Here is a 21,643-nt window from a genome sequence, read left to right as displayed (position 1 = left end):
CAATATGGCAAAACCTACTCCAAGAGTACTAGAAGTTATTGGCACTAAATACATTACGCCAAATATGTGCCGTGTCACGCTTGGCGGTGCTGGCATGGTTGATTTCCCTATCGATCAAGAAAGTGCTTATATCAAACTGATATTCCCTCAAGATGCAGGTAGCCGCCCACTGATGCGTACTTATACGGTGAGCGTGCAACGTGATGACGCAATAGATGTTGATTTTTCTTTACATGAAACAGAAGGACCTGCATCGGCATGGGCACGAAATGCGCAAGTCGGCGATCAAATTCTGATAGGTGGTCCAGGGCCAAAAAAACTCATTAACAATGAAGCAGATTGGTTTTTATTAGTCGGTGATATGACCGCGCTACCAGCGATTACGGTCAACTTAGCCCAGTTGCCTACTGATGCTCGTGGTTACGCAGTACTTGAAGTAACGACTGAGGCAGATCGTCAGACGCTCAAAAAACCAGAGAACGTCGAGATACATTGGGTGATTAATGCGCATCCAAATGCAGACGATAGCCCTTTACTGGACTGTGTTAAATCACTGACTTGGCTTGATGGTCAACCTGCTGTATGGGCAGCGTGTGAATTTCATAGTATGCGTACACTGCGCCAGTACTTTAAAGTTGAGCGCGCAATACCAAAGACGCATTTATATGTTTCTAGCTACTGGAAAGTCGATAGCACAGAAGATCAGCATAAAATTGTCAAAAGTCAGGATGCGCAAATGGAAGATCAGTAAATACAGATTTCATATTCAAAAAAAGGCGTAGCTCATATGAACTACGCCTTTTTTATAAATCATTATCTATCATGCTTCGACGACCTTCCCCTCTTTCACTTTACTAATCGTCAGCCCCGTAAACCCGAATAGCAGCGTCAGCAGTAATGACAAATAACAGAAAAACGCATAAGGCAAATACTCTAATACTGGCACCCTTAGCGCCTGACTGATAAACACCCCGCACACACTCCAAGGTACTAATGGATTAATCACCGTTCCTGCATCCTCAATCGTCCGCGACAGATTCTTAGGATGTAAGTGTAGACGCTCAAACGTCGAACGAAATGCCGTACCTGATAATAGAATACTCAAATACTGCTCACCAATCAGCACGTTAATGCTCAATGCCGACATCGCTGCGGCAAAAATAGCTCGTCCTGATGTCGTCAATGTATCCTTAATACCAGATAGCAGTGCTGGCAGAATACCCAGTGCCGTTAATAGACCACCTAAGCTTAATGCCAGTATCACAATCGCCTGAGTAAAGAACATACTCTGTACACCGCCACGCGACAGCATACCACCTACTTCCCCTAGCTCTAATGACTCAGCAGGTGCATACCCTCCAAACAGATAGCCGCCTAACTGACCAAAGCTTGGTGAACTATGTACATAAGTAATGATCAGTGCAGCGGCAATGGTACAGATAATCGTATAAATCGCATTGACCCGAAACAGTGCCAATCCGACTAATACCACAAACGGCAGTACCGAATACCCATGTACCAGACCACTGTCTATGAGCTGACCTTGCAATATCGTCACTTGACTCAAATCAGCACTAGTCGTCTGTCCTGAGAACATCCAGAACAAGATCACCGTCAGTATCCACGCAGGTACGGTTGTATACATCATATTGCGAATATGCTCAAACAGATCAATACCGACAACAGAGGATGCAATCGTACAAGTATCAGACAAAGGCGACATCTTATCGCCAAAGAACGCGCCTGATACTACTGCCCCTGCCGCTATCGCAACATTGGCATCAAACGCATTACTCATCCCGATAAAGGCTACGCCCAAGGTAGCGGCAGTCGTCAAACTACTACCTAGAGCAATACCGATAATAGAGGTCAAGATAAAAGCAGAAATATAGTAGTACTCAGGTGAGATCAGCTGAAAGCCTACATACATCAGCGTTGGGATAGCACCAGACATCATCAAGGCGGCGACCATCAAACCAATAAAGAAAAATAGATAGATCGCACCAATACCACGCATGACGCCTGAGGCCATTTGCGCTTGCATGTCATCAAAGCTGAGTCCTTTGTACATACCGATAGCCAGTAACACACAAATAGCTAGAATAAGAGACAGGTGCGGCACCCAGCCAAAGCCGATCATGGTAACGCCCATGATACCGATGACAATGGCTGAGATAATAAAGGCGAGCTTGGCACTGATTAATGTGAGGGGTTTTGGTGGCATGACACATCCTTAAAATGCCAGTAAATACTGGCACTAAATTGGGTTTGATTTTAATTTTAATGGTAGAAGTACGATTAAAGTGACTTGCTAGTGAAGCAACTTATTACTTGCCTAGTAAGTCATCGGTCTTAGCTGCCATGACAAAATCATTGCGATGCAAGCCCTTGATACTATGTGACCACCAAGTGACCGTAGCCTTACCCCACTCTACCAATATACCCGGATGATGTCCTTCTGCTTCAGCGATTTCTGCCAGTTGATTGGCAAATGCCATTGCTGAGACGAAGTTTTTAAATTTATACTGACGCTGCAATTGCTGAATACCATCTACTTCAATCAATGACCAATCAGGAATTTGCGGTAATAGTTCTCGTGCTTCGGCTTCTTCAACTTTCGGTGCGCCAATGCGGCAAGCTTCGCAGCTATTTTGTGATAGTGCTGTCATAATAAAATCCTTTTATAGTGGCTATTTTTTAATACTCGTACATCCATGTTGATATAGCTTTGCTGCTATCTCAATATTCCGTACTGAAGTGTTGGTTTTCATGTTTAATTTTGAATTGACGTTTTTAACGAGTTTTTTCTGGATAGGTCGGCTCAAATAGTCCAAGCGACATAGCTTTTTTGACCGTACCCATAATGTCACTATTGACGATATCAAATAAGGTATCTAATTCATCGATGACATAGTAGATCGGCTGTATCTGATCGATACGATAAGGCGTCCGCAACACATCGAGCAAATCAAACGCTCGGTGCTCAGGTTGAGACTGAGGTTGAGATTGCGGCTTATTTTGAGCGATTGAAAGCTCTTGCGGCGTCCGATTAAGTGCGTAGACTGTTTCAGAAGGTGAGCTTAATATACCGCCGCCATAGATTCTACGATTTTCTATTCGACTGCCGACCAATCCAAACTCAATAGTAAACCAATACAGCCTTGCTAAAAACCAGCGCTCCTCTTTTGTTGCGCTAAGACCAAGCTTACCATACGTCTCATTAAAAGCCGCAAACGCAGGATGGGTCAGTAGCGGGCAATGCCCAACGATTTCATGAAAGATATCAGGCTCTTCAATATAGTCCATATCATCAAATCGACGAATAAACGTCGCCACAGGAAAGGACTTATTGGCCAGTAATTTAAAAAATTTACCAAAACTAATTAATGCAGGTACAGGGGCGGTTTGCCAACCTGTGGTCGCTTGTAATACCTCATCGATATCATGTAACTGCGGGATACGCGTTGTCGGTAAATTTAACTTAGTCAAACCCTCTAGATATGCAGTACACGCACGATTGGGCGTTTGTTCCGCTTGACGTGCCAGCAGCGCTTGCCACATCGCATGCTCATCATCACTATAGTGAATATGACCATTACTATCTGGCTGATGCGAGATATAGGGTTGTTTTTTATTTGTCGCGTCAGGATGACTGGCCGCATCGTTACTTTGCTTATTAGTAGCAACGCTATTGGTACCGATGGCAGTATTAAGAGAATCTATCTGTGATAGGCGTTCCATGCCTGTATTCCTTTTATCGCAATGAGAGCATTACCTTTGCAGTCGTGCTTGTAGGTAATACTCCTATTAAGGACAACACAAACTCCTTTTGTCTTGTCCGTTGATTAAACGTGGACTAAGCGTTAGGTGACTTTATAGGGTTTCAGTCTCTGGCTGACCGACTGTGCCGCGACGTACTTGGTCGCGCTCTATCGACTCAAACAACGCTTTAAAGTTACCTTCACCAAAGCCATCTGCATAATCGCCTTTACGCTGAATAAACTCAAAGAACACTGGGCTACCCAAGATGGTCTCAGAGAAAATCTGTAGCAGCAGACGCGGTGCACCGCCTTCTGTGGTGCCGTCTAATAAGATACCGCGCGTTTGTAAGTCAGCGACATTTTCACCATGATTTGGCAAACGCTCACTCAGCATTTCATAGTAAGCAGCATTTGGTGCGGTCATAAGCGGAATACCAGCCGCTTTTAGCTTATCGATGCTGGCAAACAAGTCATCACTGGCTAGCGCAATATGCTGAATACCTTCGCCATTGAAGTGCATTAGATACTCTTCGATTTGGCCACCGCCCTGCTTGGCTTCTTCATTCAGTGGAATACGGATTTTTCCATCGGGTGCGGTCATGGCTTTACTGGTTAGTCCCGTGTACTCACCTTTGATATCAAAGTAACGAATCTCGCGGAAATTAAAGATACGCTCATAGAATTTTGCCCAGTACGCCATGCGTCCACGATAGACGTTGTGCGTTAGATGGTCGATAACTTTAAAGCCATAGCCGACAGGATTCCTGTCGATATCTGCAAAGAACTCAAAATCGACATCATAGATAGATTCGCCATCTTTATAACGGTCAATCAAATAGATTAGTGAGCCGCCGATGCCTTTGATAGCAGGCAATCTAAGCTCCATTACACCTGTTGGTACGTCTACTGGCTGTGCGCCCATTTCAACGGCACGCTCATATGCTTTTTTGGCATCTTTTACCCGAAAGCCCATGCTACAAGCACCGGCGCCATGCTCTTCAACGAAGTAACTGGCTGGGCTTTTTGGTTCGCGGTTTAGGATAAGGTTGATATCGCCTTGGCGGTATAGCGCAACGTCTTTTGAACGGTGATTGGCGACATGGGCAAAACCAAGCTGCTTAAACAATGCGTCGACTGCATCAGGCTGCGGAGAGGCGAACTCGACAAAATCAAATCCATTTAGTCCCATTGGGTTGTCAAATAAATCTGCCATTGTAATTATCCTTAATTTCAATTGGTGGTAAAAAGTCGATTAATAGTAAAAGTCTATAAAACGATTAATAATCAATCTTTATTGTTGACGTTGTATTTATATTAGATTAGCTTTATTTATAAGACTAATTGTTTTTTATGATTTATTTATCAGGTTTACTTATGAATATCAGCATTCGCCAATTGACCGCATTTATCAAAGTCGCTGACAACGGCAGCTTTACTCGTGCCAGCGAACAGATGTATTTGACTCAATCTGCTGTTAGTGGATTGATTAAAGAATTAGAGACTGGCCTCGGTATCGTGCTATTCGACCGTACCACTCGCCAGTTGTCTCTGTCAGCAGTAGGACGGCATCTACTACCACAAGCGCGGCGTATCTTGAATGAGATGCAGCTGTTTGAAAATGAAGCGAGTAGCTTGACCAGCTTAGCCCAAGGTCAGGTACGCTTGGCTGTATCACAGTTTGCAGCATCTTCCCTACCTGCTGTCATCGCTCAATTTGCCAAAGAATATCCAAATATCGGCGTCTCGCTATTGGACTGTTCAGCCGAGAATTTGCTTAAGCATATCCAAGATATCGAAGTCGATTTAGGCGTTGGCACCGAGCTTGGCTTTATAGAAACTGAAGATGACATCAGGGCTGACTTGTTATATCAGCTACCATTTTGCGTGGTTATGCCAGACAATCATGCACTGGCACAAAGAGACGAAATTACTTGGCAAGATTTATTAGAAACGCCACTAATTACCTTGCAAGGTCCGTTCCTTGAGCAAGTAACCGCAGAGCTCGACGACTCTATCTCCGCTCACATTCAACAAGCCCGCTACAAAGTGAACTTTATGTCTACCGCGCTTGAGATGACACGTCAAGGCTTTGGTATCACGCTGTGTCTGCCCTATATGCCTGAAGTTATTGATTGGGTCAGTGCTAATGGTCTGCTGATGCGACCACTCACTCAACCAGTCAAAATGCGGCAATTCTTTATCTATCAACGTGCTTCACGTGCGCTCTCTCCGGCGACCATTGCTTTTAAGCAGTTCTTGCAAACCTATTTTGCGACTCATTATAACGACCTACATCACTCTGAATCATCGTCTAGCGAATGACGTATAGCATGTCAAATGCGCTTGATAGATGGATAAACAATCTATTTGGCTATTTATTTTATTAATTGCCTCATATAACCCACTCTCGTGTTGAGTTCAGCCGCGATTTGCTCTATGATTTTCGGCTGCTCGATTTATATTTTTATAAGGAAATGGCATGTTTGAACGTATCGACTATTACGCTGGTGATCCAATCTTAGGTCTTATGGAAAAATACTCAGCAGATAGCAATCCTAACAAGGTCAATTTAGGTATTGGTATTTATTATGATGAGAATGGCGTATTGCCTGTACTCGACTGTGTAAAAACAGCCGAAGAGCGTATTGCTGATCCTATCGCACCGCGTCCATACCTGCCAATGGCAGGCCTGCCAGGTCACCGTAAAGGCTGTCAGGAATTACTATTTGGTAAAGACGCCCAGATTTTAAAAGACGGCTTGGTCGCTACTATCGCTACAATCGGTGGTTCTGGCGCATTGAAAGTTGGTGCTGAGTTTATCCATGACTGGTTCCCACAAGCTAAGTGCTATGTGAGCGATCCAACATGGGGCAACCATATTGCTATCTTTGAAGGCTCTGATGTAGAAGTGGGTAAATACCCGTACTACGACAAAGCCAACAGCAGTATCAAATTTGAGGAAATGATTGCGTTTTTTGAGACATTGAACAAAAACGACGTCATCTTGCTACACCCATGCTGTCATAACCCAACCGGTATGGATTTGACCCAAGCGCAATGGGATACTGTACTCAACGTCGTGAAAGCACGTGAGCTGATTCCATTCATGGACATCGCTTATCAAGGGTTTGGCGAAGACATGGACAGCGACGCTTACGCTATTCGTAAAGCCGTTGAGATGGGCCTCCCATTGTTTGTTAGCAACTCATTCTCTAAAAACTTATCGCTATACGGCGAGCGCGTCGGCGGCCTATCAGTCGTCTGCCCAACCGTAGACGAAACCGAGCGCGTATTCGGTCAGCTAAATGCGACCGTACGCCGTATCTACTCAAGCCCGCCATCACATGGTGGACGTGTGGTCGATATCGTCATGAACGATGAAGCTCTACATGAGCAATGGGTTGGCGAAGTTTATGCGATGCGCGACCGTATCAAAGCCATGCGCTTAAAGCTAAAGTCAGTGTTAGAAGCCAAAATCCCTAACCGTAACTTTGATTACATCACTCGTCAAAACGGTATGTTTAGCTTTACTGGCTTGACGCCTGATCAAGTCGAGCGCCTACAGACCGATTTTGGTATCTATATGGTCTCTAATTCACGTATGTGTGTGGCTGGCCTAAATACTAGCAACATCGACTATGTGGCCAATGCTATGGCAGACGTCTTAAAAGATTAATTAGTCCAAGTTACTTAACATGTTCCTCAATATGTAACTTTATAAAAAATAAACATAGATAAGAAAGGCTGAGCGATTGCTTGGCCTTTTTTTTGTGCTTAGCATTTAATCAAAATTATTTCGTCAAAACCATCTAGTTAAAACAACGACAACCACTTTTTGAAGTAGCCTTTTTGCGGAAGACATTGCACAAAAAACTTGCAATCCATATATCAATAAATTACATTATACGTAAGTGATTAATTATAACGTAATTCATAATGTATATTAGCAAGGAGCAAATCATGTCAACGATTGACAGCACCCTCACCTCTTTTATCGATATCGCTACTGACTCTGACTTTTCTATTCACAATCTCCCTTATGGCATCTTTAGCGAGACCAAAGACGCTGCTGGTGATAACAAGCGCCGTGCAGGCGTTGCTATTGGTGAGCATGTATTGGATCTATCTGTACTCGAAGCTGAAGGATTATTAAGTTTGAACGGTGGTCCGTATTTTGACCAGTCCACTCTAAATGCTTTTATTGATTCTGGTCGAGACAATTGGACGCAAGCACGTACGACGATTCAGACACTGCTGTCTAGCGACAATGACACCCTACGTGACAATGCAGACTTACAGAACAAAGTCCTGTTTAAGCAAGCAGACGTCACCATGCATTTGCCAGTGCAAGTACCGGGCTTTACCGATTTTTACTCATCGAAAGAGCACGCGACCAACGTCGGCACCATGTTCCGCGATCCAAACAACGCCCTACTGCCTAATTGGACCGAAATGCCTGTCGGCTATAACGGACGCGCCAGCACCGTCATCGTCAGTGGAACTGATATCGTGCGTCCATCCGGTCAGCTAAAGCCTAGCCCTGACGACCGCCCTATCTTCTCTGCCTGTAAGCGCTTGGATTTTGAGCTAGAGACCGCATTTGTCGTTGGTAAAGGTAATCATATCGGTCAGCCAATCGCCGTAGATGATGCCGCTGATCATATTTTTGGCATGGTGTTGCTCAATGACTGGTCAGCACGAGATATCCAAAAATGGGAATACGTGCCTTTAGGTCCATTTAATGCTAAGACCTTTGCCTCCGAGGTTTCTCCTTGGATTGTCACCATGGATGCGTTGGCTCCGTTCAAAACAGCTTGTCCAATACAAGAACCCAAGCCACTCGCTTATTTAAATGAAAAATCGAGCGACAACAGCTTTGATATCAATCTATCGGTTGAATTACTACCTAAAAATGCGGAAACAGCGACAGTCATTTGTGAGACCAACTTCAAATACATGTATTGGTCAATGGCACAGCAGCTTACCCACCACACCATCACTGGCTGTAAAGTAGAAGTCGGCGACATGATGGGCTCAGGCACGATTTCAGGGCCAACACCTGACTCTTATGGCTCGATGCTAGAGATTGCTTGGAATGCTACCAAACCAGTCACACTAAAAGATGGTGAGACGCGCAGCTTCATCGAAGATGGTGACACCGTCATCATGAAAGGCTATAGCGAAAAAGACGGCATCCGTGTTGGCTTTGGTGAAGTACGCGGCAAAGTACTATCAGCACTGAGCTTTGATTTTGACAAGTAGCGACTGATAAATAGCATTTAAGAAATAACATAGATAGATAAATAGCAAAATAGGCGTGAAAATTCTCATGCAGGCGGATAGGAAGACAAACGCATTCACCTACTCATCGTTATGCGAATACAGCCAAATGAGTAACACGTCTTATCAAAAGGAGTTTGATATGAGTTTTCAAATTGAGAAAATTCATCATGTGGCTTACCGCTGCAAAGATGCCAAAGAAACCGTCGAATGGTATAAAAAAAATCTAAACATGGATTTCATTTTAGCATTCGCAGAAGACCATGTGCCTTCGACCAAAGCCTTTGACCCCTATATGCACGTCTTTTTGGACGCTGGTAATGGCAATGTCTTAGCATTTTTCGAAGTACCCAACCAACCTGAAATGGGCTTTGATCCTAATACCCCAAGCTGGGTGCAGCATTTGGCGCTAAAGGTTAAGGACCGTGAGACGCTAATCGTTGCCAAAGAGCATTTAGAAAATGCAGGCATCGATGTCATTGGCGTGACCAATCACGGTATATTCCACTCGATTTACTTTTTTGATCCCAACGGTCATCGTCTCGAGCTGACCTATGATGATCCAACCTCAGAAGACAAAGTATCGATGATTACAGATGCCATCAAGCAAGACATGCTAGATGAGTGGTCTCGTACCAAGCGTGCTCCTGCACATACACAGTTTCTGCATAGTGATGAGCTGGCTGAAGCACGCGAAGTTGCTCCTGTCGGCGAGTAACTCTCCTGTCATTCTGTTTACTGCCTTTTTAAATGATCAGTTAATCATCGCTTTAATTATAAAAGTGCTAATTGACGACATACCCTAGGTATTAATGAATAGCGAACCCTATCTAACCATCATGAAAGGACTCTATGATGAAAATAAGAACCCCTCTAGGAATATTCTTAGCCGCCTCGATTGCGATGACTGGTTGCTCCAATAACGACCAAGCAGGAGGCGCGTCTACAGATGCAGGTGAAGTGACAACATTGCGGTTCTCGCATTTCATGACTGCCACTGACAATATAAACACCGAAGCGTTAGAGCCATGGGCAAAGAAAATTGAAGCAGATTCAAAAGGTCGCTTAAAGGTTGAGATATACCCTTCTGCGACGCTCAGCAAACCAGGTGCTACCTATGACGCTACAGCTAAAGGTAGCGTAGATATTGGTATGCAAGCGCAAGGATATACAGCAGGACGTTTTCCTTTGACTCAAATCGTAGAGTTGCCAGGCATCACAAATACTGCACAGCAGCAGAGCTGTATACTTCATAAACTATATGACGAGGGTGTCATTAAAGACGAGTACGAAGACACTCACTTGCTAGCGCTGATAGGCACTGGACAAGGTGCACTTCATACGGTTGATAAACCGATTCGCACGCCAGCTGATATGAAAGGTCTGCGTATTCGCCAACCTTCTGCGGTTGCTAGCCACATTATCGAAGCCACTGGTGCTGCACCTGTCGGCATGCCTGCCAGTGATACTTATACCTCTCTGCAGCGCGGTGTCATTGATGGGCTCAGCTTTACTTGGCAACCCATTCAAGCGTTTCGCCTTGATGAGCTGATCAATACGCACACCGATATTCCTTTTTATAACTCCACCTTTGTGATTAGCATGAACAAAGAGAAATATAACAGCTTGCCTGATGACCTCAAAAAAGTGATTGATGACAATTCTGGCGCAGAGCTGGCAGCACATATCTCTAAAGTATTTGACATCAGCAATGCCAAAGCGATGGCCGCCGCCAAAGCAAAAGGCGATATTATGATTGATATTCCTGATCCACTCAATGACCCAGATTGGAGAGGCCCATTAATGGAAGGCTCTCAGCATTACCTAGATGAAGTAAATGCAACTGGCCTAGACGCTGACAACGTATACGAAAAAGCAAAAGCGGCCAGTAGCGCCTGTATGGTCTAAAGGATACATATCAGATGACTATGGCGTGAATTGAAGGCACGCCCTAGCTTATAGCACCACATACTGGCTAGGCAATTTGATAACGCTGTGCTATCGCCAGTATTTGCTTAACCACATTATGTTGCTCACTCATAGGCAATTGCTCTGTTGTTCCAATGATAGTGATAGCATATTCTAGCGGTAAATCTTCACTATCAGTTTTGTCACTACTCGTGGATGGTTTAGCAGCACTATTGGCAAGCTGTGGCAATATAACAGGAATTGTAATGGCATTAATCCCCATAAGCATATCGCCCGTCACTGTCGCATAGCCTTGAGTACGAATTTTGGCCTGTAGCTGAGTAAAGTGCTGCCACTTCTCGGCCATATCTGCGGCGGTATTACTCGTATGCCATTCAGCTGTGACCAATGACTGAATGACGGCATCAGGTTGATAACTGGCAAATAACTGCCCTGTAGCCGATGTCGTCAGAGGCATACGTGAGCCAATGCGAGTAATGATACTAATCGGACTGTCTGGCTCAACGGACTGAATAATAATAGGGCCTTCACTAAACCATTTGGCAATTTGCACACCGCAATTTAAGGTGTCTTTGATTTCATTAGCCACTTGCGTGAGACGCGCCAAAAGATTGTTTTGGTTGAGTTCCGTATGTCCTAGTGATGCCAATGCATTGACTCTATCGCCAAGCCCATAGCGCCCATCATCAAGCTTACGCGCATAGTTTTTGCGGATGAGACTGACCAAGTAACGATGGGATTTTGCTGGGTGCATTTGCATGGCTTCAGCGATATCTTTTAGCATCATAGGCTCATTACGGTCGATCAGCACATCGAGTATCGACAGCCCAATCTCAAGCGACTGGACGCCACTTTGGTTTTTACTGGTGATAGAACTGTCTACAAGGGTTTTGTCTGCTGGCATGATTTGCTCGATTCTGGTGTGCTTGGTTATTTTCTAATGACGGTCTGCTTGATAATGGTTTGTTCAATAAGGGTTTACCCGATCAAATATCACTGAGATACAGCCCCTACTTCATAATATTTATCTTTATAAAAACACATCAGTATAAGGACATGAATCATGATGACACTTTATGGCTACTTTCGTAGTAGCACGTCTTACCGTACTCGTATCGCTATGAACCTAAAAGGCTTAGATTACGATGATATCACGATCAATCTGGCACAGGATGAACAGTTAGAGTCTGCCTTTAAAGCGATTAACCCGCAAGGATTGGTGCCTGTCCTACAAGCTGACGATTTATTATTATATCAAAGTCCAGCTATCTTGGAGTGGTTAGAAGAGGTCTACCCTGAGCACGCACTATTACCTAACGATGCTGCTGGGCGTATGCAGGTACGCGCGCTGAGCGCTATGATTGGTTGCGACATCCACCCAATCAATAATCGCCGCATTTTACAGTACCTACGCAATGAGCTGTCAGTAGACGAGAAAGATGTGATTGCATGGTGCAATCGCTGGATCAATGAAGGTTTTGCCGCTTTAGAAACACGTTTGGCGGCGGATAACAATCGCGGACAGTTCTGTTATGGGGACAGTCCTACTCTCGCAGATTGTTATTTGATTCCGCAAGTCTCTTCTGCTCGCCGCTTCAAAGTAGATTTAAGCGCTTATCCCAGTATCGTCGCTATTGATACTCATTGCCGTACACTAAAAGCATTTGCAGATGCGGATCCTATGATGCAACCTGATGCGCCGAAGCGTGACGCCTAATTTGAGACAGTTTTTATAGGATACTTATCTTTATAGAATATTTATCTTCTCGGCAAAATATTAAGTGACTTAGAATTAACACTTAATATTTGGTCGACCTTTATTCTTCGCTATTCTTTACCCCTACCTATTTCTACAGCTTGATTTCTAGCTTTATCGCTTAACTTTGCCTCATTGATTACTATTTATTCAATTTTTACAATATAATTTTTAATATATTCATATTAACGGTTGTATGGTGGGCAGCTGTTGGTTATTCTTTATATAAGCATTTGTCATCTCTCAAATTTGTACTTTATCAGCTATAGAAAAAAGTACTGTCTTATTCATCACAATAAGGTTGAACAATATGAATGATATATCCTCAGCAAAGATAACCACCCTACCATCGGATGCAGCAAACAAGATTTATGCATCAGCAATCATGTTCAGAGATGAAACAGAAAGCGCTAGAAAAATTGCACCCGTGGTAGTCAATAAACTTTCAGAATTTGCATTATTTAGAATGGGGCTGCCTAAATCGTTAGGAGGATGGGCAGGCAATCCAGTAGAAACGCTAAAAACTTATGAGACGTTGGCCAGTGCTGAGGCCTCCGTTGCTTGGATCGTTTGGAACAACCATTTGGCCTGTACATTCGGTCGATTTTTGGACGAGTCCAGTATGAAAGAAGTATATAGCGACCCCTCTCATATTTATGCCAATTCCGCACGTCCTGAAGGCGTGGCCCAAACAGTAGATAATGGCTACATGGTATCAGGACAATGGACACTCGTCTCTGGAAGCCAATTGGCTGACTGGTTTGTGCTCCGTTGTCTCGTTATCTCCGAAGGCTCTCCTACGACCCTTGGCCCAGGTGCAAACTTAAAGCTATTTTTTATTCCCAAGAAAGACGTAAAAATCATTGATACGTGGGATGTGGGCGGTCTAAATGGCACAGGTAGCCACGATATAGTCATCAAAGGCGCTTTTGTCAAAGAGGCTTATGCAGTTGACTTTGATAGTCCTGTGGCTGTCGATACTGCCTACAGTCGTCTGCCTATCGGCTGTATCAATGCTGCTGGCTGTGCAGCGATGGCGCTAGGCGTATTAAAAGCCGCCATGGACGACTTGGTTGATATGTGTCTTGAAAGGGTAACGCCTGATAAGAGTCCAGATTTACGCGACCGTGCAACGGTACAGGCTACCATTGCTAAGAGCAAAACAATACTGGCATCAAAACGCGCCCAACTGCATCATAGTGTCGAGGTACTATGGGAAGAATCTCAACAGAAGAACACCTTTACTGATATACAGCTTGCAGATGTATGGGCAGCGTCTTGTGAGGCCGCAAGAGAAGCTCGTGACATGGTATCTGAAATTTACGCAGTCGCAGGCACAGCCTCCCTATATAAAAAGCATAAGATAGAAAGGGCGCATAGAGATATTTATGCGATTTTGCAGCATGGCATTATTCAACCTCACTGGATGAATCAAGCAGGTATGGCCTATGTTGGACTGAAACCGAATGGTGCAATGTTCAGAATATAGAAGCCCTTAATTATAAATAATAAGCGCTTGTGAGACACAATTTACAAGCGCTTATTTTGATTCATCGACATTATTGCTGCATCAATTGTTTATCTTTAAGCCGTAAAAAAGCAAAACATTAGATGTCTTGCTTTTTTATAGTCTACCGATAGCTACAATTGAGAGGTTTTGTTAGTCAAAATGGAAACCTGCACCCACTGCGCCGCCTACGTTTCCTTGAGTATCTGCAGAACCATTTACCTTAATGACCCAGCGACCGTCATTAGATAATTTAGAGAAACCAATTGCTACAGCACTTTCTCCGTTATAGGTACCGACACCGCCACCGATCAATGACTTACCTGCGATATAAGCCTGAGGCATTGCTGACATTGCCATTGCAGCTGAAATACCTGCGTTTGCATCGTCTTCTACTTCGTCGATTTTGTAGCCAAGATCGCTCATATTGTTATTGAGTCGACTATCAAGCGCGCTAAGCTGACTATAATTGACGGCGTCTGTTGCTTCGACCCCATCGGCGACACCAGTCATACGTTGGTTACCAGCATATAGACCTTGAGACGTCATACTTGGCCCATCTTGCATACTGATGCCCTCACTATTGATAATCGTTGTACCAACTGTGACACTATCAACGCTGATATTACCGTTTAGGTCAAACTTAATACTACTGCCATCTGCTGTGGTGGTGATGTTATTGCCACCAGTGAAGCTGAGAACGCTACCATCGCCAATTGGTTTGTTAATATTGGCACCACTGTCTGCGCCAAAATTGAGTCCAGCATCTAGCTTGTCCGTATTGGTTTTGATATTCGTGGTATTGGTCGTGATATTGCTGGTATTCGTAGCAATATTTGTCGTATTGGTCGCGATATTGGTTGTATTAGTGGTAATGCTCTCTGTGTTAATTTGCACATTTTCACTAATTTCAATCGTGCCTTGTCTGATAGAAGCAATCGCACCATCGATATTGCTTTCACCCGTTCCACCAATGTCACTGTTGGTAAAAGTACCATCTTCGGCATTGTAAACAGTGTCACCACCGATAATACTGCTGATACCAGTGCCTTGGGCATAAAGCTGACCACCATTTATGGCGTCCTGACTTGTCGCCGAAACCTCCCCATTTTGAACGTTGGTAATTTTGGTATCAGCGGCATCAATACCACTTTTCATGATGCTTGGGCCACCTGCAATGGTCAGTCCATCGTCATTCATAACCGTACCACCAGTGGTTACGCTATTCAAAGTAATATCTGGGTTCAAATCAAAGCTAATATCATTAGCATTGGTAGGTATGGCTACAGCTTGTAGTGATGGACTACCATTAAGAGCAGCGACATCACTCACTGATTTCCTAGATACCTTGATATTACCGTCTTTACTACTGAGGTCGACAGCATCTCCTTGTTTTACCATCGTAGCGATATCACCTTGAGCGGTAATGCCCCAACCTTGATCCAAGGCAATGGCGACATCTTTTAACTGACCAACATTGACAGCATCCGTATTTAGCACACCTTCCCCAACGTTGCGAATAGTGTTGCCTCCATTGTCTAGACCACGACTACTTAGCATGACTCTACTATCAATAAAAGTGAAACCTCTGTTGTCCATAAGGGTATTACCTATCTGTATACTACCAACACCTCCTAGATCTAACTGATTATTGAGCTCAAATGAGATATCATTACTGTCTGCTGTTTTAGAGACAATGATGTTGCTGTTTTTACTATTAAAGTCAACTGAGTCGCCAGGCTCTACGGTACTTGCAGTGGTAGCGATACCTTGTGTACTAATATCCCAACCTTTGTTAGCTATTTCTTTAACACCTTCTAGCTGACTGACATTGACAGCGTCTTTAGCCTGTATACCATCATCAACATTCACAATTCTTTTGTTACCAGCATTTATACCACCAGACCTTGTTACGCTTGGACCACCGATAATTGTTAAACCGTCCATGGTTAGAACAGTACTAGGAATACCTAATGGGCCATTCACAAATACCCCTAAGCCATTAACTGCTGTACTGCCTAACCAATTACCTGTCAAGACACCTAGGCTATTAACAGTTGTTACAGGACCTAAACTATAAGGAAGGCTACTACTACTTCCCATTTTGACACTTCCATTAGTGCCAAGGTCTACGTTTTCAGCTAACTTTACAGTTAGGGTATTATTAATAGCATCAGACTCTACCCCAATGTTGCCTGTAGTTAAAGCAGCAGTGGCTTCTGCACCACCTTTGATATTAAGTGTCTCACCAAGCTTACGATCCACGGGAGCTCCTCTATCACTCGCAAAGGTAATCTTGCTTTCTGATAAATCTTCAATAGATTGATTAGTAGCGTGTAGCTGACTACCATTGATAGCATCAGTACTGTCTGTATTGACTGCTCCAGCAGCAACGTGCTTGATCTGACGCTCATGTTCTACTGAACCAACAGATACTTGTGCTCCTTTATCACTTGTTACACCAGCGTAATTATAGATCTTGTTGCCGATAATAAGGTTCTTTTCCTCCGTAGCTTCACTAAGCGTAGTTGATCCTACACCTAAAGCTACAGAACCGTCTCGACTTGCTGACGCCCCCACACCAAAAGCAGAGGATGCTGCACCTACTGAGCTTGAACGGACACCGACAGCAGTAGAAAGATTACCTTCGGACCGTGCTTTAACACCAACTGCTAAGGATGCAGCGCCCCCTGCTTCAGTATGCCCATATGGATTATTTGGATCCTCTATAAGATCACTACCAGTATATGCATTGAATAAGTCGTTAACACCATCAACATTTGCAGCAGCATCTAAATCATCACCACCAATAGCAATAGATGAATGTCCTTTTGAGACAACATTCGCGCCAATAGCAATAGACTGCTCGCCACTTGCCAACGTTTGTTGTCCAGATTCCGAGCTACCAATAGCAATAGTTTGACTGCCAGTCGCCTTTGCATTGCCACCCATGGCCATAGCGTTATAACCTGTTGCGCCATCGTTGTTGGCATTGCCAATAGCTTCAGAGTCAACACTATAATATTTGGTTTTATTGTCTTTGACTATGTTGACCAATCTGTATAGCTGCGAGCCATTAATTGCATCTTTACTCCCTGCCATCACAACACCATTGGATACATTGGTGATTTTGTTATTACCATTGTTTAGGCCACTATTGCTCAAAATGACACTATTGGCTGGATTTATGGCTGTAATCTTAATGCCTGAATTATCAACTAAAGTATCACCCGTTTTGAGACTGCCATCAGTCCCTAAGTCGACATTTTCATCAAGCTTTATCGTTAGCGCTTTATCACGCCTATTGGCAGTCACGCTGATATTTTTGGTATTGGGATCGCCAATGACCGTCTCTCCACCCTGCACCGTTAGTGTTTGATGAAAGAATGAGTTGGTATGTATTCTAGGTGTTGGGTCGTCTCCAACAAAGTAAGTACCCAATGCATTTGCCTGCATGCCAAAGCCAGCAGCTAGTAGCCCAAGCGCTATAGTGCTCAGACGTAACGTATGGATAACAGACAGGTTAGACGTTGTGTTAATGGTAGCGTTAGAGCTAACGCTAGATTTGGAAGATTTGCCACGTCCCTTCGCGTATTCACCAACGGCGGTAAAACAACTTAAGGCTTCATTCCAGATGACTTTATAGATGCGGTTCATGATGCGTACTCCCTTACAGACTTGTCAGATTTAAAAAATCAGAGATAAGATCTATGTCAGAGAGACGATGTGACAAAATAAAACGGGTTATAAGCTTATAATAACGAGACCTTGTTCAAATAATAGTTGTAGTAGTCTTTAAGGAATAAGACGTTCTGTTTTGTATAATCTTTATCACTCTCTGCATATATTAGTATTAACGAATATATACAGAGAGACAATACCGTTCATCCGTGTTTTTATACCGTTCGTCTATTATATTTATATAAACGAATATAATTACTTTTAATTTTTGTCTATTTATAATAAATTACGTCGATTTTAAGAAGAGTCAGCTTTTATCTATTACTAAATATGCGCTTATACACATTAAAAATACATGATAAGCGCACATTGGTTACATAAATTGTTTCTGCATTATTTATCTTTTTGTCTGCTAGGTAGCACTATTTGAACCACCAACCCTTGGATACCATCTTGGCGATTATGAGCATTGATATATCCTTTATGCGCCATGACTACAGCATGGACAATGGCCAATCCAAGACCATAGCCGCCAGTATCACGATGCCGAGCAGTATCAAGCCGCACAAAGGGATGGAAAATACGTTCTAAGTCTTTGTCTGCGACACCGCCGCCTTCATCTGTTATATTAATTTGAACGGCTGGTACCTTATTGTCCATCTTGATTGCTTTGACTTCCGCAATCACTGTCGAACCCGCTGCTGTGTGCATAAAGGCATTGCGAATAACATTTTCAAGTGCACTATACAACTGTTCGGCATTACCTTGGACTGTCCAAAATCCTGCCAAATCATCTAGCGCTGAGGCTACAGGCGGTTGCCATTGCCAATGCACGTCTTTATGTTGAAATTCAAAGCAGACATCCTCTCCGATATTACTAATAGTGTCGGATATATCGACTGCCTCACTCTCCAAATTATCGACGGTATATTGCTGCATTTGTAGAGACTGAATATGAATGATTTGCTCAATTAGCTCATTCATTCGTGTAGATTCTTTATCGATACGGTCCAGATAACGATTGGCATTGGGCGCAAAGTCTCGAGTCAGCTCAGTCGCTACATCCAGACGAGCAAGTGGCGAACGCAGCTCATGTGAGATATCACTGAGCATTTGCTTACGTGCCAGCTCACTGTCAACCAGTCTGGTCGAGAGATGGGCAACGTCTTTGGCAAGTAGCCCCAACTCATCATCGCCCATCTTGGACAGTTCTGGGTTGGCTTGATAATTACCATCAATCATACGGTGTACGGTATTTTGTACACGACCAATTCGCTGGGTTAGCGTACGACTGAGCCATATGCAAACCAACACACTAAAGATAACGATCAATAGCAAACGTATTGGAAAATTGCCGTGCTGTATCTCTACTACGTCTGAAAAACGCAAGTGCGGACGCAACTGTATGATAATTGACTGACCATCAGGTAATTCAACAGACATATCGGCCAGTTCAGGACGAGTATCGATATCAGCTACTGCTGCACTACTTGCTGTTCTTGGTCTTAGGAACTTTTGCCAAAAAGACGGCTCAATTTTCGGTATTTCATTGTCGTGTTCACGAAGTCTATTGTCAGCATTGCGACCTTCTGCACCATAAGCGTTATTCTCTACTCTAGGTGGCCTAGGTGGTATTTGCTGCAACGGTTGTATCGCACGATCCATTAGCCGCCGACCACTTTGCAACTGTCCTTGCGCACGATCGTCTTGGTCACGGTAACGCGGGAATATAATAGCGCCCTGCTCATCATAGACTCTGATTTGATTCATCAGCTGGCGGTCTTGACGATACATCTGCCTGACAGAGTCTACATCACCAGCCCGTAGCGCCGCGACCATCTCTTCACGCTTTATCAATAGACTATCGATTTGTACGTCCATACGAGAGGTCAGCTCTTTTTCAGCCAGCCAGCGCTCTACCACGATGGACAATACAGAGGTGATTAGAATCGTTAGTAATAAGCTCAGAAACATACGCCAAAACAAGGTAATGCGCACCTTAAACTTAGGTGCTTTTTTGAGGGTCTGCTCAGAATCTTTCATCGATATGTCCGTCATTACAGCACCAGTTGATAACCTTTTCCACGCACCGCTTTTATTGGTTCATCGTGGAAAGGTTGAAGTTTTTTGCGTAAGCGAGATACATGTACATCGAGGCTACGGTCAAACGGCTGCAACTCACGCTGCAAGATATTTTCTGACAGCCATGCTTTACTCACCACTTCCCCTTTTTGTTTGAGTAAGGCAACAAGTAGATCAAACTCTGTACCAGTGACTTGTAGCGTTACCCCATCTATCTGACAGGCGCGTTGGTTTTGATCGAGATGCAAACGACTCTCTGGCAACGGAGTATGCTCTGATGCGGTCGTATTGGTACGTTTAATCACTGCATTGATACGCGCTAGCAGCTCTCGAGGGTTACAAGGTTTGGTGATATAGTCATCGGCCCCAAGCTCTAGACCAATAATACGATCAATCTCCTCCCCTTTCGCCGTTAACATAATGACAGGAATATCAATAATATTTGGTAATTGACGCAGCACACTTAATCCATCCAGTTTTGGCATCATAATATCGAGTACGAGTAAATCATAGACCGTATCTTCGTGTGCTACTGCCTTGAGTCTTTGTATGACTGCTGCACCATCATGCACGCAGTCACAGCGAATGCCGTGATTGTCCAAGTACTCTTGCAATAACTGAGTCAACTCTTCGTCGTCATCGCCTATCAGGATGTTTGGCATGCTTCTCTCCTTTAATTTTTATTTATCTCTATTTACTCAATCTATAGTAATCATGGCGCAATAAGTCCGCGTACAAGTGTCATTTTGATATGGTTAGCGAAATTGCCGCCGTGGCATTTTTATTGCCGGTAGACGGTAGTTAACCATATTATCAGGCAAGCACTTGTCAATTCACCAGAAACGTTACCTTTCTTAATACTTCATAAATGTTCGTAACCTTTAACTGTCGTAATATACTCCTATCAACAGCAAGTATTGCATTTCTAAGATGGCTGACCATAACGAGCGATAACGTTCAACAGATGGTACTTGCGAGATAAAAATTTAGTGCTTATTAAATCAAACTCAATGTAATCAAGGATATTATGATGAAAAAATTACTATTAGGCTCAGTATTAGCAGCGTCTAGCATATTTACAGTAACGGCTTGCACTAGTGTTAACGCGACTACTGATACAACGCCAACTGCACAAATGCAAAAGAACCACAAAGATGGCGCGATGAGAGGCCCAATGTCAAAACTGGACTTAACCGCGACACAGCAAGCGCAAATCAAAGCCATCATGCAAAACAAACGTGGCGATCGCACTGCTGACCGTGCAGAACATCAAGCGGAACGTGCGCAAATGGATCAGCAAATACAAGCACTGACCAATGCAAGCACATTGAATAGTGCTGCAGTAAACCGTTTGGCCGATCAGCAAGCTGCTAAAACGAAGCAGCGCTTTATTGAGCGTGTACAAACACAACACGCCATTGCTCAAGTATTAACTGCTGAGCAACGCGCAAAACTTGCACAAATGAAAGAAGATAGAAAAGGTGACGACGAAGGCCGTCGTGGTCCAGACCATCGTGAGCAACGTGGTGATCGTGCACAGCAAGGTATGTAATAAACCACTCCGGAAAAGTGTTATTTTACCTAGCTGTATACGTATAAAATGAAAAAGCGCGCCGTTAATAGGTGCGCTTTTTTTATATTCGTTTT

The 21,643-nt window shown here is 43.7% G+C and carries 17 protein-coding genes; 9 read left to right on the top strand and 8 right to left on the bottom strand.

Features of this window, described 5'->3' with window-relative positions; translation table 11 throughout:
- Nucleotides 1-4: 4 nt before the first annotated feature.
- The gene (locus CXF60_RS02250) at nucleotides 5-751 is read left to right on the top strand and encodes a siderophore-interacting protein (protein WP_102090605.1); all 747 of its coding nucleotides are present in this window, start codon (nucleotides 5-7) and stop codon (nucleotides 749-751) included.
- 69 nt (nucleotides 752-820) lie between these two features.
- On the opposite strand, the gene CXF60_RS02245 is transcribed toward CXF60_RS02250, so the two are convergent.
- The 4 genes from CXF60_RS02245 to hppD all read right to left on the bottom strand — a co-directional run bounded on the left by CXF60_RS02245 (nucleotide 821) and on the right by hppD (nucleotide 4,974).
- Complete coding sequence (locus CXF60_RS02245) at nucleotides 821-2,224, bottom strand: Na+/H+ antiporter NhaC family protein (RefSeq protein ID WP_102090604.1); 1,404 nt, start codon at nucleotides 2,222-2,224, stop codon at nucleotides 821-823.
- 103 nt (nucleotides 2,225-2,327) lie between these two features.
- On the bottom strand, nucleotides 2,328-2,669 hold the full coding sequence (locus tag CXF60_RS02240; protein ID WP_102090603.1) for a 4a-hydroxytetrahydrobiopterin dehydratase: 342 nt from the start codon (nucleotides 2,667-2,669) through the stop codon (nucleotides 2,328-2,330).
- Between the two features lie 124 nt (nucleotides 2,670-2,793).
- On the bottom strand, nucleotides 2,794-3,741 hold the full coding sequence (phhA, locus tag CXF60_RS02235; protein ID WP_102090602.1) for a phenylalanine 4-monooxygenase: 948 nt from the start codon (nucleotides 3,739-3,741) through the stop codon (nucleotides 2,794-2,796).
- Nucleotides 3,742-3,873: 132 nt separating this feature from the next.
- Nucleotides 3,874-4,974: a 4-hydroxyphenylpyruvate dioxygenase gene (hppD, locus tag CXF60_RS02230; protein WP_102090601.1), complete on the bottom strand. Its 1,101-nt coding sequence runs from the start codon at nucleotides 4,972-4,974 to the stop codon at nucleotides 3,874-3,876.
- A 161-nt stretch (nucleotides 4,975-5,135) separates the two neighbouring features.
- Between hppD and CXF60_RS02225 the strand changes: the two genes are divergently transcribed.
- The 5 genes from CXF60_RS02225 (at nucleotide 5,136) to CXF60_RS02205 (ending at nucleotide 10,949) form a co-directional block, all read left to right on the top strand.
- Nucleotides 5,136-6,083: a LysR family transcriptional regulator gene (locus CXF60_RS02225; protein WP_102090747.1), complete on the top strand. Its 948-nt coding sequence runs from the start codon at nucleotides 5,136-5,138 to the stop codon at nucleotides 6,081-6,083.
- A gap of 157 nt (nucleotides 6,084-6,240) precedes the next feature.
- Nucleotides 6,241-7,437 (top strand): amino acid aminotransferase, encoded by a 1,197-nt coding sequence (locus tag CXF60_RS02220; protein ID WP_102090600.1) that lies wholly within the window; start codon nucleotides 6,241-6,243, stop codon nucleotides 7,435-7,437.
- A gap of 284 nt (nucleotides 7,438-7,721) precedes the next feature.
- Nucleotides 7,722-9,023: a fumarylacetoacetase gene (gene fahA / locus CXF60_RS02215; RefSeq protein WP_102090599.1), complete on the top strand. Its 1,302-nt coding sequence runs from the start codon at nucleotides 7,722-7,724 to the stop codon at nucleotides 9,021-9,023.
- Nucleotides 9,024-9,183: 160 nt separating this feature from the next.
- Nucleotides 9,184-9,759 carry a VOC family protein gene (locus CXF60_RS02210; RefSeq protein WP_102090598.1) on the top strand — a complete coding sequence of 192 codons (576 nt, stop codon included), beginning with the start codon at nucleotides 9,184-9,186 and terminating at the stop codon, nucleotides 9,757-9,759.
- Between the two features lie 137 nt (nucleotides 9,760-9,896).
- Nucleotides 9,897-10,949: a TRAP transporter substrate-binding protein gene (locus CXF60_RS02205; RefSeq protein ID WP_102090597.1), complete on the top strand. Its 1,053-nt coding sequence runs from the start codon at nucleotides 9,897-9,899 to the stop codon at nucleotides 10,947-10,949.
- Between the two features lie 67 nt (nucleotides 10,950-11,016).
- On the opposite strand, the gene CXF60_RS02200 is transcribed toward CXF60_RS02205, so the two are convergent.
- Nucleotides 11,017-11,874 (bottom strand): IclR family transcriptional regulator, encoded by an 858-nt coding sequence (locus CXF60_RS02200; protein ID WP_102090596.1) that lies wholly within the window; start codon nucleotides 11,872-11,874, stop codon nucleotides 11,017-11,019.
- A 162-nt stretch (nucleotides 11,875-12,036) separates the two neighbouring features.
- Between CXF60_RS02200 and maiA the strand changes: the two genes are divergently transcribed.
- Nucleotides 12,037-12,687 carry a maleylacetoacetate isomerase gene (gene maiA / locus CXF60_RS02195; RefSeq protein ID WP_219621818.1) on the top strand — a complete coding sequence of 217 codons (651 nt, stop codon included), beginning with the start codon at nucleotides 12,037-12,039 and terminating at the stop codon, nucleotides 12,685-12,687.
- Between the two features lie 349 nt (nucleotides 12,688-13,036).
- Nucleotides 13,037-14,215, top strand: coding sequence for an acyl-CoA dehydrogenase family protein (locus CXF60_RS02190; protein ID WP_102090594.1), 1,179 nt, complete (start codon nucleotides 13,037-13,039; stop codon nucleotides 14,213-14,215).
- A 171-nt stretch (nucleotides 14,216-14,386) separates the two neighbouring features.
- On the opposite strand, the gene CXF60_RS02185 is transcribed toward CXF60_RS02190, so the two are convergent.
- From CXF60_RS02185 to CXF60_RS02175, 3 genes are all read right to left on the bottom strand, one after another.
- Nucleotides 14,387-17,890, bottom strand: a complete 3,504-nt coding sequence (locus CXF60_RS02185; RefSeq protein WP_102090593.1) for a YadA-like family protein — start codon at nucleotides 17,888-17,890, stop codon at nucleotides 14,387-14,389.
- 417 nt (nucleotides 17,891-18,307) lie between these two features.
- Nucleotides 18,308-19,957 (bottom strand): sensor histidine kinase, encoded by a 1,650-nt coding sequence (locus CXF60_RS02180; RefSeq protein ID WP_102090592.1) that lies wholly within the window; start codon nucleotides 19,955-19,957, stop codon nucleotides 18,308-18,310.
- A 14-nt stretch (nucleotides 19,958-19,971) separates the two neighbouring features.
- Nucleotides 19,972-20,658, bottom strand: a complete 687-nt coding sequence (locus CXF60_RS02175; RefSeq protein WP_102090591.1) for a response regulator transcription factor — start codon at nucleotides 20,656-20,658, stop codon at nucleotides 19,972-19,974.
- A 365-nt stretch (nucleotides 20,659-21,023) separates the two neighbouring features.
- Here CXF60_RS02175 and CXF60_RS02170 point away from each other — a divergent pair, with 365 nt between their 5' ends.
- Nucleotides 21,024-21,548, top strand: a complete 525-nt coding sequence (locus CXF60_RS02170; protein WP_228707010.1) for a Spy/CpxP family protein refolding chaperone — start codon at nucleotides 21,024-21,026, stop codon at nucleotides 21,546-21,548.
- The last annotated feature ends 95 nt before the right edge of the window (nucleotides 21,549-21,643 follow it).

The organism is Psychrobacter sp. 4Bb (assembly GCF_002836735.1).
In the GTDB taxonomy this organism is placed as follows: domain Bacteria; phylum Pseudomonadota; class Gammaproteobacteria; order Pseudomonadales; family Moraxellaceae; genus Psychrobacter.
Note: the sequence above shows the minus strand (reverse complement) of the source record. Positions and strands in the feature narration are given on the sequence as shown.

Coding starts and splice junctions, on each gene's coding strand:
- CXF60_RS02185 (WP_102090593.1), bottom strand. CDS start 17,890: ATGAACCGCATCTATAAAGTCATCTGGAATGAAGCCTTAAGTTGTTTT.
- CXF60_RS02250 (WP_102090605.1), top strand. CDS start 5: ATGGCAAAACCTACTCCAAGAGTACTAGAAGTTATTGGCACTAAATAC.
- CXF60_RS02210 (WP_102090598.1), top strand. CDS start 9,184: ATGAGTTTTCAAATTGAGAAAATTCATCATGTGGCTTACCGCTGCAAA.
- hppD (WP_102090601.1), bottom strand. CDS start 4,974: ATGGCAGATTTATTTGACAACCCAATGGGACTAAATGGATTTGATTTT.
- maiA (WP_219621818.1), top strand. CDS start 12,037: ATGACACTTTATGGCTACTTTCGTAGTAGCACGTCTTACCGTACTCGT.
- CXF60_RS02245 (WP_102090604.1), bottom strand. CDS start 2,224: ATGCCACCAAAACCCCTCACATTAATCAGTGCCAAGCTCGCCTTTATT.
- CXF60_RS02225 (WP_102090747.1), top strand. CDS start 5,136: ATGAATATCAGCATTCGCCAATTGACCGCATTTATCAAAGTCGCTGAC.
- CXF60_RS02240 (WP_102090603.1), bottom strand. CDS start 2,669: ATGACAGCACTATCACAAAATAGCTGCGAAGCTTGCCGCATTGGCGCA.
- CXF60_RS02220 (WP_102090600.1), top strand. CDS start 6,241: ATGTTTGAACGTATCGACTATTACGCTGGTGATCCAATCTTAGGTCTT.
- phhA (WP_102090602.1), bottom strand. CDS start 3,741: ATGGAACGCCTATCACAGATAGATTCTCTTAATACTGCCATCGGTACC.
- CXF60_RS02175 (WP_102090591.1), bottom strand. CDS start 20,658: ATGCCAAACATCCTGATAGGCGATGACGACGAAGAGTTGACTCAGTTA.
- CXF60_RS02200 (WP_102090596.1), bottom strand. CDS start 11,874: ATGCCAGCAGACAAAACCCTTGTAGACAGTTCTATCACCAGTAAAAAC.
- CXF60_RS02190 (WP_102090594.1), top strand. CDS start 13,037: ATGAATGATATATCCTCAGCAAAGATAACCACCCTACCATCGGATGCA.
- CXF60_RS02170 (WP_228707010.1), top strand. CDS start 21,024: ATGATGAAAAAATTACTATTAGGCTCAGTATTAGCAGCGTCTAGCATA.
- CXF60_RS02205 (WP_102090597.1), top strand. CDS start 9,897: ATGAAAATAAGAACCCCTCTAGGAATATTCTTAGCCGCCTCGATTGCG.
- CXF60_RS02180 (WP_102090592.1), bottom strand. CDS start 19,957: ATGAAAGATTCTGAGCAGACCCTCAAAAAAGCACCTAAGTTTAAGGTG.
- fahA (WP_102090599.1), top strand. CDS start 7,722: ATGTCAACGATTGACAGCACCCTCACCTCTTTTATCGATATCGCTACT.